Annotated in this window: 4 protein-coding genes and 1 pseudogene; 2 read left to right on the forward strand and 3 right to left on the reverse strand. The window is 67.3% G+C overall.

Translation table 11 applies throughout. From position 1 onward, the window contains the following. Positions 1 to 40: 40 nt before the first annotated feature. Together ABZT18_RS02565 and ABZT18_RS02570 are read right to left on the reverse strand one after the other, a co-directional pair. Positions 41 to 2224, reverse strand: a complete 2184-nt coding sequence (locus tag ABZT18_RS02565; protein ID WP_355250258.1) for a UvrD-helicase domain-containing protein — start codon at positions 2222 to 2224, stop codon at positions 41 to 43. After that, on the reverse strand, positions 2221 to 8649 hold the full coding sequence (locus ABZT18_RS02570) for a DEAD/DEAH box helicase (protein ID WP_355250261.1): 6429 nt from the start codon (positions 8647 to 8649) through the stop codon (positions 2221 to 2223). Before ABZT18_RS02570 ends, ABZT18_RS02565 begins: the two co-directional genes overlap by 4 nt. 235 nt (positions 8650 to 8884) lie before the next feature. On the opposite strand from ABZT18_RS02570, the gene ABZT18_RS02575 reads away from it, so the two are divergent. Beyond that, positions 8885 to 12691, forward strand: coding sequence for a GTPase (locus ABZT18_RS02575; protein WP_355250264.1), 3807 nt, complete (start codon positions 8885 to 8887; stop codon positions 12689 to 12691). Then, the gene (locus ABZT18_RS02580; RefSeq protein WP_355250267.1) at positions 12688 to 14304 is read left to right on the forward strand and encodes a GTPase domain-containing protein; all 1617 of its coding nucleotides are present in this window, start codon (positions 12688 to 12690) and stop codon (positions 14302 to 14304) included. Before ABZT18_RS02575 ends, ABZT18_RS02580 begins: the two co-directional genes overlap by 4 nt. Here the strand turns inward: ABZT18_RS02580 and ABZT18_RS02585 are convergent. After that, positions 14284 to 14601: pseudogene (locus ABZT18_RS02585) on the reverse strand (transposase family protein); the annotation flags it as partial. The gene ABZT18_RS02580 and the pseudogene ABZT18_RS02585 sit on opposite strands and share 21 nt — an antisense overlap. Positions 14602 to 14689: the final 88 nt, after the last annotated feature.

Below are 14689 nucleotides of genomic sequence, written 5' to 3' on the forward strand. Positions count from 1 at the left end.
ACGACCTCCTTGCGCACCGAACCAGCCCTGCTGGCGTCGCTCACCGTAGCTGGCGCTGGACGAGCCGACTGGTCAGGAAGGGGCTGGGCATGCCGTGCCAGAACACCGCAAGCTCGTCACGCGAGCGAGTGGCGGCGACGAAGAGCAGTGACCGGTCGCGCTGGCGTTCGCGCTGGTAGCGCTTCGGGTCCGTGTCCCGGTACCTGCTGATCATCTGCCGAGGCACCAGGCCGTCGCTGACCCCAGCGATGATCATGCGCTGATACTCAAGTCCCTTGAACCGGTGCATCGTGCCGATGTGTACGCCGTCAGGCCGCTTCGGGCCGTCCGGGCCGATCTCCACCACGGCCAGTCCGTCGGCCTCCAGTCGGCTGATGACGTCCGCCGCCAGGTCCTTGGTCGGCACGCAGATGGCCACCGAACCGTCGGTCGGGTTGCCCCAACTGCTCAACTGTTCGACGATCAGGTCTCGCTCCTGCGCCCACGTCGCGGCACCGCGAAAGGCCGGGTGGCCGCCACGTAGCAACGATCGGTAGCCGGCCAGGTCTTCCTCACCGCCGTCGAGGTCGTCGTACACCTCCCCGGTCATGATCTGCAAGGCATCGGCGAGGATCTGCCGGGTCGTGCGGTAGCTCAGTGTGAGCCGGGACGACCGACCGCGGATGTTGACGCCGAGGCTGCTCAACGTCACGTGGTTGTCGTAGATGCGCTGGTGGGTGTCGCCGGTCAGGAACATATCGTCCGGACCTGGCGCCACCATGGCGCGCAGCATTTTCCAATGGGCGGCGCTGAGGTCCTGCGCCTCGTCGACCACAACGTGGCGGTATCGCGGTCGGTAGAACCCACCGGACGCTTCACCAGCGACGCCGGTGTTCTGGCCGGTGCGGTCCATCTCGAGGCGGGCGGCGCGTTGTGCCACCTGGCGCCAGGTCCAGACGCCTTGGTTCTCCAGCCAGGTCGTAAAGCGCTCGGTCAGCTGCCAGATCTGATCGCGCTCGATCCGGTTGAGACTGCGGCCACGGTTAGGGCGGCGGGCCTTGAAGTAGTCGGTCCGCGAGTTGAGCACCTGGCCGAGGATCACCTGGGTCCACTCGGCGACGAGGAACTCCGCCTCCCAGGCGGTCTCCCCCGTCTCGATGAGGAACTCATCCCACAGCTCAAGGACGCGATTGTCGTCAACGACGCGCCGGCTGCCGCCCGACTTCGCTTCGGCCACCACCCGGCTGGCCAGTCGGTCGATATTCACGATATCGACGCGAGCCACCAGTTCCTGCCCACCCAGTGCCATCAACCGGGTGCGCAGATCAGCGGCGAGGTTCCGGTTGAAGGTGGTGAGCAGGATCGGCTTGTCCGCTCCGGGCGGCAGTTGACGGGCCAGGTGCGCGACCCGGTGCAGGGCAACGATCGTCTTGCCGGTGCCCGGCCCGCCACCGACCCGCGCCGGACCCTTGTACGTGCGCTCGACCAGCTTCCGCTGAGTGGGGTGTAGGAAGATCTGCCACCGCTCGAAAGCCTCGCCGAGCATCGCCTGCAGCGCCTCGTCGTCGGAGGTTACCTGCGTGGCGGGGCGTTCCACCGCCGCCTCGAAGTCCTCGGGGTCGACCGGCTCGTCGGCGCGTACCGGGTCGGTGACCTGTTGGAGCACCTCGTCGTAAGGGGTGCCATCAAAGAGCGCGAAGAGCACGTCGGTGGTGAGCTGTGGCGCCCGGTCGAGCAGTTCCAGGAGCTGCGCCTCGGTGGTCAGTTCCCGGATCTGCGGCAGCAACGGCTCGGAGACACCGAGCTCCAACAGTTGGGCGTCGGTGTATGCCTGGAAGAGCGGCTTCTGTGCGGGCTCAGGCTCAGCCTCGGGCGGCACGACCCGTCCGATGATGCTGTCGCCGACGGGCGCCATGTCGATGACCTCGATGCCGCCGGTGACCCGGTTGATGCGGTACGCGTACCGGGTGAGGTCGTCGTACACCTCACCGCGGTGCTTGACGGCGACGAGCAGGTAGTCAGCCCCGGCAATGTGCAGCAGCAGGGCGCGGTAGTCCTTGTTGACCCGGGCGGACATCAGCCGGGAGTCGCTGTTGAGAGCTTTCAGGTTGAGCCCGGGGTTCTCCGGATTGTGCCGGAACTTGTGCATGAACTCGTAGACCGCTCCGATGTCGGCGCGGGTGAGCTTCATGACCTCTTTGTCGGCGCGGTCCAGCATCCGCAGGGTTGTTGCTCCGGTGCTCATCGACGTTCTCCCCCGCTTGTCGCCTTGATCTCTGCCGCCAACTCGTCAACCGACCATTCGCGAGCGGTACGGGCGTGCCAGCCCGCTTCCGCGTATGCCCGGTCGCGATCTTCCGTCTCCGGGTCGTCGGACGGGCCAGTGAGCACAATGGCGATCCGCCGGTCGGGCCAGGCAAGCTCAGCCTGCCAGCCCTGATCGCCCAGCTCGTAACCGACGACCGGTGCGGGCAGATCCTGCCGGGCCAACTGCTGGACGAGCTGGTCCAGGGTGTTCTCGTCCGGGTCCAGGTAGCGCAGAATGTCCCGCCACGGCGACTCCTTGGCGAGCGTCTCGGGCTCCGCGGCCATCGGCTGCGCCGCGACGCCTAGCCACGTTGCCGTCTCCTCGTCGAGCGGTAGCGCGCGTTGAGCCAGCACCAGCCCGGTGCCCTCGGTGACCGCCATCGAGGCCGGCTCGAAGACGTCGAGGGTGGACACGGCGAGTTGACCGGCGTCACCGCCGCCATTGGCGAGGAACTGGATGACGTTGCCCCAGGCCAGCCAGGCAGCCCAGCGTTCCTTGTGCCCGTCGCCGGCGACCGAGGCGGGCAGATCGTCGAGGACGGCGAGGGCCGAGATGGTCGGCAACGGCTTGCTGCGCGCGTCGAGGACGATCGTCACCGGGCAGCCTGCGTTGTCCTCAGCCCTAGCGACCATGATGTGCCCTGCGGTCGGCGCGGGTAGTGATCCTCCACGCAGAGCGGCGGTCAACCTTTCCGCGACGCCGGCGGAGTCGGTGGTGCTGTTGTCCCGGGCCTGCTTGAGCATGCCCCACAGACCCGCCTCTGCCCGCCGCTGCCAACGGGTGAGGTCAGGATCGGCGAGGAAGCCCATCAGCTGCTCGATCGGGTTGACCCAGATGGTCTCCTCGATCTCATTCGGGTCGGCGCCGGGAAGGGAGTGCCGGTATTTCTCTCGGGCGAACTGCTTGCTGACCCCGCCGTACGGGGCCCACCGCCCCTGCCCGTCGGTGCTGCCCCAGGTTTTGACGTCGTCCCAGGTGGCGGCGAAGACGAGGTAGCCGTGCGCGCGCAGCCGTGCGCGCTTCTCCGCGTCGTCGGCGAGCCGGTTGTACTGGGACGAGGCGTGGTACTTGAAGCCGTCGAGGTAGACGGCCACCTCAGGTGACGGGGCGTCGAGGCGTTTGAAGTGGACGTCGGGGCGAGTGCCTCGAACGGTGTTCTGCAGTTTCATCTGCCAGTGGGTGACGCTCTGACCGTTGTCGCGGACGAACCGCAGGTCGGCGATGCGGGCACCGTCATGATCGGTGCGCCGGTCGATCCGCAGACCCGAGTTGGGTGTCTCACCGAGCGCCAGCAGCTTGGTGAGGAAACGCATCTCCAACTCGCTCTCCACCTGGTGGATCAGCGAGATCTCGTCCGTGCGGGTGCCCTCCTGAACGTCCCAGTTGTCGAGGAGCTTGTCGAGCATGCCCAACGCCTCGTCACGGCTCATCAGGGCGAAGTGCTCGTTGCGCGCGTGGCGCAGGAGACAGCGGTGACACACCGCCCTGCCTTCGTGTCGACACACGCAGTCGGCGATTCGCTGCCGCGCGAGCTCCAGGACTGCGCGGAACTCCTCCGGCTTGGCGAGGCGGTGCAGATAGCCGGTGCCTTGCGGCTGAGTGTCGTAGACGACCACGAAGTTGCGCGTCCCGTCGCTCTGCCCGTCCGGCATGGTGGCCGACACGGCCTGAAGGTGTGCGGGGTCGCCACCGTACTGCGCGGCGATGCCGAGGCGGATCGCGGCGGCGAACGACGCGATGCGCTCCTGCACGACAGCGGTCGCGGCGGGAATCAGGATGCGCAGCGCCTCGGTTTCCAGCTCGTGAGCGAGGATCAGATCGACATGGGTGCCCTGGGCAGCCGCCGAACGCCGGTGGGGACACCAGGGCCGGTGATGCTCGGCGCCCTTCACGACGGTCGACCCTGAGGTCTCCGCGGCGAGTTGTTGGCTCACCGCGGGGACGCCGTCGACCGTGGTGCCGCCGCAGGAGGCGCAGGTGTGGAACCGGTTGATCCGCACCTCAACGCCCGCGAAGAGTTCAGCTGCCCGGTCGTAGCGCTGTGCGCCCAGGTTGAAGTGACGGATCATCGCGTGCCGGCTGTAGTCGACGCCGAAGGTGTCATGGGCGTGCCGCCAGGACGAATCGACCTTCGCCGGGTCGACGTCGACGGCGACGGTGGTGGCGTAGAAGCGCCGGTCCCGGTCGTCGCTGTCGTCGCGGATGCGGGCGTCGTCGCGCTTGTCGCGGCTGAGCACCCGGGTCGGTTGGAGAACCTGGAACAGTCGCCCGTGGTCGGCGATACCCGGGTCCGCACAACGCGGGCAGGCGCTGGTGTCCTCCTTGGCCAGGTGGGTGCGGACGTAGCCGCACTGGGCGCAGACCCGCCACTGCTCGTACGCCGGACGGTCCGCCGGGCCCACGTCGAGCCCTGAGATCTCGTGCTTGTAACCCCGCACGTAGTAGCTGTTGCCGGGTGCGATCTCGACCAGCGCCTGGCGGGCGGGGCGTGCGTACTCGCGAAGTTCGCTGTGGAACCGGCGGTCGCCGTCGGTCTTGTCCTCCCAGGTCAGGGTGGCTTCCAGGTCGGTCCGGGTGTCGATGAGCGCGTAGTTCGGCAGCAGACCGAACTCGACCAGCGTGCCGTGAGCGGCGGCCGCGCTGACCTCCCGAAGCCGGCGACGGACAGCCCTCTCCTCGGCCTTCAACATTTTGATTTCGCGGGCGTGGTCCGGGTCGCTGGGCACCAGCGTGCCCCGGGCGGTGGCGAGTTCCTGCATCCGGCGACGCAGGTCGGCCAACCGGGACTCCCAGACGTCGTCGGCTTCCTTGACCCGGTGGACGATGCCGTCCACCGCGAACTCCCGCAGTTGGTCGGCGGCGGCCCGCAGGACCTTGTCGCCGAAGAGGGTCAGGAACTCCTCCACCAGCCGGCCGCCGTCGCGCCGGCCAGCCTCGGCGAGGCCGGTCAGCCAACCGGTCGGCCCGAACAGCACGTGCGCCCGCCGTGGCATCGGCAGCACGCCGGCCAGGCGGCCGCGGGCGGCCAGGTCGATCAGGTGGGCGAGGTACTGGCGGCGCAGGATCTCCACGGCGGAGAGGAAGCAGCCGGGCGGGACGATCTGACCGGCGATCATGTCGCGCGGATCGGTGAGGTAGTAGCGATCCCGCTCGGACCGTCCGACCAGCGTCAGCACGAGGGCGTTGCCGCTCTTACGGCCGGCGCGGCCGGCCCGCTGGACGTAGTTGGCTGGGCCGTGCGGGAGCGACGCCAGCACCACCGCCGAGAGGGCGCCGATGTCGATGCCCATCTCCAGGGTGGGCGTGCAGGAGAGCACGTTCGGGTCGGTGTACCGCTCACCGTCGCGGAACTGCTTCTCCACCGTCTCCCGCTGGGCACGGGTGAGCATGCCGGTGTGTTCGCCGGTGACGACCCGGAACACCGGGCTGTCCAGGTAGAGCCGCCGGTAGTAGTCGTCGGCAGCAGTGTCGTCGTGGACGGGCTGGAGCTGACCGCGGCAGCGGTACTGCCGGCACGGCTGGCCGACCCAGTCGGCCACCCGGTCGGGATGCTCCGTCTGCTGCCAGTGGCAGGTGTCGCAGCCGACCCCGGCGGTCACCGCGGACGCGTCGTCAAGTCGGGTCACCCGGAGGTGGCCGGGCACCAGCCCGTACACCGTGTTGCCGTCCTCGGTGTCGCCGGCGGCAACCACGTCGGCGGCGGCAAGGGCCGGCAGCAGCCGGCTGAGGAAGCCGGCGGTATCGCCGGAGTCGAGACCGAGGCAGCGAGACGTCCAGTCCTGGTACCAGTTGCCCCGCGCGGTGATCACGTCGAACTCCGAGCGGGACTTCGGCGTCGCGAGCAGGAACGCGGGCGCCGACAGGCCCTTCGGGAACGCGGGCATCCCGGCGGGGCGGCCGCCCCAGATCTGCCACCGGGTGCCACCGCGCTTCAGGTACGGCACCAGCCACTCGTGGAACACCGCACCCCGGATACGCAGCCGTTCCAGCAGACCGCGGAGGAAGGCGAGGTAGCGGGCATCGTCCGGCGGTGTCCCGGCGATGTGGCCGGGGCCGATCAGGTGGACATCGCGGCAGATCGCCGCGGCTCGTGCCGGATCGTCGAGGGCAACCTCGACGGCGACGCTGCGGGTCAACTCCAGGGTGCGGCCCTGGCGGGAGCGCAGTCCGGTTTCCATGACGGTGGCGAAGACGAGCCGCTCGCTGATCAGCTCCCAGGTCTCCCGGCTGCCGTTGTGTTCTCCAGCGAGCAGGCTGTCGACACCGGGCTGATCGTGCAGGTCCGGCGGTACGACGGTGGAGAGGATCTCCGGCTTCGCCGCCTCCTCGATCATCTTGACGAATAGGTCGTCGAGCCCGATCGACTCCCCGGCCTTCAGCCGGCCGGCGAGCAGAGAGCGCAGCGAGAACGAGTAGGACCGGTTGGCAACGAAACCCGCGCGGTGTGCGGCGTCCTGGACCGAGTCGTTGAAGAGCAGCGTCTTCTTCTCAGCCGCGTCGAGCTCCCCGCCGGTGAAGAGTTGGGTGATGGCCACCGAGGCGAGGGTGGCCAGGCCGGCGCCAAGGAAGCGGATGCCGTGGTCCAACTCGCAGGACGGGCAGCGGTCCTTCTCGGCGCCGTCAATGTCGAGGACGTCGCCGAGCACGACGATTGCGTCGTCGGTGGGCGTGCGGTCGCGCTGCTCGTCGAAGGGGCGTACCCGGCGGCCGTACTCCAGGACCAGCAGGCCACGGGAGCGCTGGCGTACCTCGTCCTCGGTCGCGGCGATCAGCGCGCGGACCCGGCGCTTGTCCCGACCGACGCTGGCCCGGTAGATCTTGTCCGGGTCGGTCTCCAGTTCCTGCGGGTCCTTTTCCGGCGACAGCGCCATCCAGCCGGAGCGGCCGCAGTGCCGGCAGTAGATGGCCGGCAACCGCGGGTAACGGTTGTCGGCCACGACCACGTCAGCGTCGGTGGCGTACGGGTCCAGCTCACGCGGCGCTTCGCCATACCAGCCAAAGGCAGCCTGGTGGGAGGTGCCGCGCAGCAGGCGAGAGACGGCGCGTACCCACAGGTGGGTTTCGATGTTGAGCAGCGGGCGGCCGGGTGCCTCCGGATTCTGCGCCACGGAGAGCAGGCCGACGAACCGGGTGAGCGCCGTCGCGGTGATCTCGGGTGGGGTCTTCATCACGCTGCCCCAGCCGGTGGCGTTTTTTCTGGGCAGCACATCAATGATCTCGTCGAGGGTGCATGGCCTCGCCTGGAGCGAGTCGAGCACCGCCTTCGTCAACGGATGCTGGCGGAGCAGACCACCGAGGCGCGTGGGGTCGTCGAGACAGCGCTCGCCGACGACCAGCTCGGCGACCTCGGCCATCATCTCCTCGGGGTCGCGGTCGTCGACGGCCGCGAGCTGCTCCGGGCTGGGCAGCGGCAGGCTGAAGTCCTGGCTCGCGATGAACTCGCCAGCCTCGTAGCGGTCCTCCCCCACCAGTGACCCGGTGCCGAAGGCAATGCCGAAGACCTGCTCGGCTACCTCACGGATAGCGGTACGACCGTCCCGGCCTCCGCCCTCACCGAGGGTCGCGGAGGTCGCCACGGGGCAGATCGGCCCGAGCGGCCGCTCCGGCTCGTCGAGGTCGAGCGCGGCGGCGAGCCGGCGCAGCAGCATCGCCACGTCGGTGCCCTGCGCGCCGTCGTAGGTGTGGAACTCGTCCAGCACCACGTACGCCGGCTCGGCGCCCTCCCACAGCGGCAGGTCGTCGGCGCGCTGGAGCAGCAGGTCCAGCATCTTGTAGTTGGTGATCAGGATGTCCGGCGGCGTGCGGCGCATCTCCGAGCGTTTGGTGAACACGTGCGGGTACTCGATGGCCGCGACGTCGCCGATGTAGAGACCTGCCGTGACCTGGCCGAGCGCCGGGTCGGTGAGCAGCTCGTTGATGCGAGACGTCTGGTCGGTGGCGAGGGCGTTCATCGGGTAGAGCAGGATCGCCTTGACCCCGGCCCTGCCCTGCTGCTTCTGCCGCCGGCAGTGGTCGAGCACCGGGATCAGGAACGACTCCGTCTTACCCGAGCCGGTGCCGGTGGTGATCAGGGTCGGCTTAGCCGCCTTGCCCTTCGTCGACAACCGGGCGAAAGCGTTCGCCTGGTGCAGGTAAGGGGTGAAGTCAGCCGGCGCCCAGTCCAGGTCCGCGCGCCAGTCCCCCTCCGCCGGGCGGAAGGGAGTGCGAATCCGCAGGTACGGGCCACGGAAGATGCCCTGCTCCGGGTGGGAGAGAAAACCCTCCAAACCATGACGTACGGCGTCCTCGGTCAGGCCGAAGGTGGTGGTGAGGTACTGGGTGAGGGTCCGACGCAGGGTGTCGGCAGCGATTGTCGGCCTCATGAGCGGATCACCGCCGCATGCTACTGCACCCCTTACCGGGCCTGACCTGCCCAACAGCCCCGTAGCCGGGGCGAGTCGGATTCGCGACACCGGTCGCCGTCCATCACCGCCTAGGATCCGCACCCATGTCCCCCACGCCCCGAGTCCAGCTTCACGCTGGATCAGTTCGACCGACACCCTGTAGACAAACTTCTCGGCAAGCGTTTCGCCGGGGAGTTCGCGGTGCGTTCGCGCCGTGACCGGCCTGCCAGCGGAGCGCGATGACGAGCCGACGACAGAGGTGATGTCGCTCGAGGAGGCCGTCCGATCGGCCGTCGAGCGGGGCCACGCGGAACTTACGAGCCTGGATGACATCACCGACGACCTGGTCGGCGCATTTGCGCAAGGGCAGCGCGTCGCACCGTCCTCGTCTGGCTTGATCAGCCGACTGGACGATTTCACTCGTGGGTTCCCGGGGGAAATGCGACGTCACCTCGATCGTGAGCGCGAGTCGCTCGGGTCGTTCAACATCGCCTTCTTCGGGCGTACCGGCGTCGGGAAGAGCACCCTGCTGTCGGCGTTCGGCCAACTCGACGGGGAGTATGTCTCACCAGGTGTCAGCGATTGGACCACCGAGGTGCGTCCAATCGAGTGGCGAGATTGCCGGCTGTTCGACACACCTGGGATTAACGGCTGGGGACGGACCGAGAGCCGCGACGATCTCGAGGCCAAGGCCCGCGAGGCAGTCGAGATCGCCGACATCGTGCTCCTGTGCTTCGACAACCAGTCTCAGCAGGAGATGGAGTTCGAGAAGATTGCCGCCTGGATCCGCGACCACGGAAAGCCGGTGGTGGCTGTCCTCAACGTCCGCAACCCGCGCTGGCGCCACCCCGCAAAGGTTCCCGAGGCACGCCGCAGGCATTTGTCTGAATCGGTTCGCCAGCACGCCGACAACATTCGGACCCAGCTCGTACAGATTGGGTTGCCCGACGTGCCGATCGTCGCGATCCACAGCCAGCGGGCCTTGTTCGCGCGCGCCACGATCCCCTTCCACGGCCCAGCCGAAGGGGACCTCCATCAGGAAAGGGAGAGGTTCGGGAAGGACTACCTCGACCGCTGGTCGAACTTCGGGGCGCTGGAGCGCCTGATAGCCACCTCAATCGCGGAAGGCGGGGCCGATCTCCGGTTGGCCGCGTTGCGCGAGGACATCCGATCGCGGTGCCACCGAGGGGTCGGCGAACTCGATGACCTGGCGGTCGAGATCGAGCGGGAAACGGAATCCCTCGAACGCGAGGTCGAGTCGCTGTTCGCCGTGTTGGGCTATCCGGAAGACGCCGAAGGTGCCACGTGGCTGCACGATGCGGCTCTCAACGCGAATCTGGTTGACGTGTCCGAGCAGGCGCGGGGCCGGCCGTACACGTCGCCGGTCAAAGGGGCACTGGACCGCTTCGTCCGGCACCTCGCTGCCTCGCACCTTGCCGGATGCCGCCGACACGCGAAGGCCAGCACGGATGATCTGATCCGGAGCGCATTCGACGAGCACACAGCAATCGACGAATCGAAGTTCACGAAGGTTGTGTTCGATCAAGGTGCCATTTCCGCTGCGGCGGAAGCCGTCTGGGCGGATCGTCGGGCGTTCCTGCATCGTGAGCTTGAAGTCGCGGTGGACCATGAGTCCGTCGACAACGAGACCGCGGTATCGCACGCCGCGATGATCCTCGGCGACGAGGGCGGCGGCGTGGCGGGTGATGTCGTCAGGGGGGCGGGCATCGCGGTAGGTGTGGGCGCCCTTGCGGTACCTGCGGTGGCCCTCTTCTGGAACCCCGTAGGTTGGGTCCTCGGCGCAACTGCCGTGGGCGTCGGGATCGCAGGACAGCTCCAGCAGCATTTCGGCAAGAAGATGAGCCATCAAGCCTCGGAGCGAGCACGAGCAGCGAAGGCGCAGGCAATTGCAGACTGCCATCGCGCTGTGGATCAGACGTTCGTCGACTACGAGGACGCTCTCGTCCGCGACAGCCGGAAAGCGGCGTGGACGTCGTTGGCTTCTGCGGTCGGCGAGTTGCTCCGCGCCGCGATCGAGCTTCGCATGGCGGGGAGCCGGATCGCCCGGTTGATCGACAGTCTGCAGACCTACGCCGGTTCGATCAAGCCCGCACCCGCTGTGACCGACGTCCTGCTACGGGCGCAGCGACGGATCGGGCAATCCCCGGCAGAGGTGACCCGAGCATTGTTGGGCGAGGACTGGCTCGAGTCTGGCGTCGACCACCAGCCGGCGCAGATCGACCTTGGCGTCCACGAGGCGTACTCGAGTCGCCGGGATGAGGACCGCAGCCGGCTGACACGCACAATAACTGCGGCGTGGAGCGCACCGTCGACGGCAAACATCCACTCGTGGCGAGACGACCTCGAGGACGCGGCCCGACGCGATCCGGCATTGTTCAACATCGTACGAACCTTCTGGCGCGTCGATGGGGCGAGACCAGCTCTTGCCTTTCTCGGCGACTACAACTCGGGAAAGTCGTCGTTGATCCGCCGGATCATGGCGGACAGCGGCCAGAAACCGCACGCAGCGATCGACATCCGGGCGTTGCCCGCGACCGCAGCCGCGCATCGCTACCAGTTCCCCCGGTTCGATCTCGTAGACACACCGGGCTTGCAGAGTGGACACGACGAGCACGACACCGTCGCGCTCGAGGCGATCGCGGAGGCTGCTCTCGTGTTCGTCGTCGTCCACATCAACCTGCTGGTCGGCAACACCTCGATCCTCGAAGAGCTATCACGCGGCTCGGAGCTGGTTGCCGCAAAAGGCGGGCGGATGGTGTTCCTCGTCAATCGGTGCGACGAACTGGGCGTGGATCCGTTGACTGCACCCGAGGCATTTCTCAATCTACAGAACCGCAAACGCGAGGAACTCCGCGCCGCCCTTGCCGCTCGTTCCATCGAAGTCGGGATCGATAGAGTTTACTGCTTGTCCGGCGATCCGTTCGGCCTGGTGGGGGACGCAACGGCGGGGCCGGCGGATTTCGACGAGAACCGGCTGTGGGACGGCGTGGCCGTGTGGACGAGCGTCATATCAGGTCTCACTGACGAGCAACTGTTCGCTGCGGCGTCGTCGGCCGCCTTCGATGCGGCGGTCACCGACCTCAAACGTCACCAGCACACGCTTCACCAGGTGCAGGTCGACGGCACGAAAGACCTGCGTCGCTCGGAACCGGTGCTCGGTACCCTTCGGGCTGCAGTGAACGACGCCGTGGTCCTCGGAGATTCACTGCGAGAGGACGCCCGCCGCATGGTGGACCGCCACCGGGTAGCGACGAAATCTGCAGTCGCGAAACTTGATCTCAAGGAGGGCCAGAAGCTCGAAGAACTCGTCGAGTCCTGGTGGAAGGCTCCGCAGTTCGAAGCTGATCTCGAACGATACCTTGCCGACGCGGCACGCAAACTGGACGAGTGGTACAACGACAACTCATCAGCGATCGGGCGCGAGATGCGCGCTGCCGATTTTGAGGTGACACCCGCGTTCGCGGCAGAGTTCAAGGCCCAGGGAAACGCCTGGTACGAGGATCTGGCCCAGGGCGCCGGCAATGTCGCAGGAGCCGCGGCGCGGCTTGCGAAAGCCCTTGGAAATCGGAACGCGGTCTACGCGATTGGCAAGCAGCTTGGACACAAGTTCAGGCCGTGGGGTGCGGTGAAGGGCGGCGCCAACGTTGCCAGGGCCAGCGTCGTCCTCGGGGTCGTCGCTGCCGCCGCTGATGTGGCGGCGATGGTCAACGACATTAAGAAGGCTGGTAAACACGAGAACCAGCAGGAGTCGGCGTCGCAGGCGATCGACGAGAGGGCTGCGGGGATCGTCGAACAGATCATGCACGGCGAGCAGGGGGAAAGTCCCGTCGGATACCTCGAACAGCGGACCAGGGAGCTTGAGACATTGCTCGACGAGCACCTCGACCTCGAATCGTCGATCAGGGAAAGGATGGCCTCAGCGAAAGCGCGGGCCGAGGTGGCCGGGGCCTTGATCGCGGCTGCGGACGAATTGATCAGCACACCAGGGCGGAGCGAGTGACGATGGTCGACATCGATGCAGTGCGGAACTGGCTTGGGCGACTTCCAGGCGGATCGCTGGTCGGGCAGTACGTCGACGACTGGGACGCGTTCGAGAAGCTGAACAGTCCGGTCGTGACCCTCTTCGGGTCCTACGACACCGGCAAGAGTTCCCTGCTCCGCCGGCTGCTCGTCGATTCGGGCGGCGATGTTCCCGACTGGCTCACGATCAGCGCGCGCCACGAAACCTTCGAGGTCAACGAGGTTGCGGTCGGTGGTTGCATCATCCGCGACACTCCTGGATTCGCGGTCGGCGCGTCCGACATTCGCGCACGAAACAACTCGCGCCGAGCGATGGCGGCGGTCGGACTCACCGACGTCGGTATCGCGGTACTGACGCCGCAGTTGGCGACCGCCGAGCGTGACGTGCTTCAGAAGCTGTTCACGCAGGGATGGCCGGTGGGGACGATGTGGTTCGTCATCTCGCGGTTCGATGAGGCGGGTGTGGACCCAGAGTACGACCTCGTGGAGTACCGGGAACTAAGTGACCGCAAGGTTCGCGAGTTGCGGTCACTATTCGAATTAGACGACAGGACACCGGTGTTCGTTGTCTCGCAGGACCCGTTCCAGACGGCAGGGCCGGATACAGATCTCAGCCGAGATACCTGGGATGACTTCCGTGGCTGGGACGGCATGAGGGACCTTGCGAATGCCTTCGAGGCGGTGTCCCCTTCGGCACTGCCCGGATGGCGACAAGCGGCCGGGCAACGGTACTGGACCGCGGTCCTGGACGAGACCCTGACCGAACTACGGAGGCAACTGGCGGACTACACGGCGCGTGCCGAAGTAGCTGCCAGTGGCGTCGCTCGCCGTGGTGTATGGGAGAGCGAACTCGACACGCTCGATCGGGCCGCCCAAGCCAGCCTCGACGGTCTCGTCGAGGAGGTGATGCGGCGGTCGGGGGAGCCGAATTCAGGCGCCGATGCACCTCAGGCCGAGATTCAACGCACGCTCGACGAGTGGTTCACCAAGCACGAGGTCCGCCTCCAGCGGTTGCAGCAGTCGATCCGCAAAACCAAGGAGCGAGAGCGCGCTCGACCCTCCTGGGCCGGCTTTGCTTCGCTGGTCTCGACACTCGGGTCCGAAAAGGACGGTTCCACGACCCCCGCGGGGCCCGGTGGTGCCGCAGAACATGTCGAGACGGTCGGGACCATGTTGATCGGTATGTTGAAGGCCGCGAACACACCTAGGCCGATCCTCGGCGGGAAGGCCGTTGCGGCGAAGGCGGCCGGGGACCTGGGTCGGCACATCGGCATCGCCGAAGCCGCTCTTCCCCTTGCCGTCTACCTGGCGAAAGTCGTCGACGAACAGGGAGCGGATCGCGCGCGCCTGAACCAGGGCAAAGCGGCGGCTGAGCAGCGACAACACGTCGTCACTGAGTGCACGCAGCGCGCTCGCGACACCTGGCGTCCGTTCGTCGACGACGTGCGTGAAGCGATCGTCGCGGAGACGAGAGACCAGGTCGACCTCGACGCGATCCTGCGCCAACTCGTCGAGCAGCTGCGAGAAGCTGTGGCGGAAGGCGAGGGTCTCTTCCAAGCGGGTGTCGTGCCGCTACTCAAGACAGAGGCGTGAGCGAGTGGCCACTGTGATCCGATTTGACGTGATGCCAGTTGACGCACTTCTGTCGGCGGGACGGGCGGGTGCGGCGGCGGTTGAACGGGGTCCAGGCGGTGCTGCGGGCGCCCTGTAGCCCTTGTCCGCGAAGGTCAACACGTTCGCGCTTGTCAGCGCGTCGATCATGCCGTGAGTGCGGGCGGCGGTCAGGTCGTGGACCAAGCCAGGTAGTGCGGCCGACGCCCAGACCAGCCGCCCAGCGGCGTCGGCGAGGACCTGCACGTTTACGCCGTGGCGCTTGTGCTTACCGGAGTAGTACGGCGTAGGTAGGGCCAAACGGTGGTAACCGACACCTCGAAGCCGGCCGCGAGGCGGATGAGGTTGTGCAGATGGGCCAGGGTCA

It is taken from the genome of Micromonospora sp. NPDC005291 (assembly GCF_040607415.1).
Lineage (GTDB): Bacteria > Actinomycetota > Actinomycetes > Mycobacteriales > Micromonosporaceae > Micromonospora.

Bases quoted from the DNA above. Each gene is read 5' to 3' on its own strand.
- ABZT18_RS02565 (WP_355250258.1), bottom strand. From the start codon at position 2,224: ATGAGCACCGGAGCAACAACCCTGCGGATGCTGGACCGCGCCGACAAA.
- ABZT18_RS02570 (WP_355250261.1), bottom strand. From the start codon at position 8,649: ATGAGGCCGACAATCGCTGCCGACACCCTGCGTCGGACCCTCACCCAG.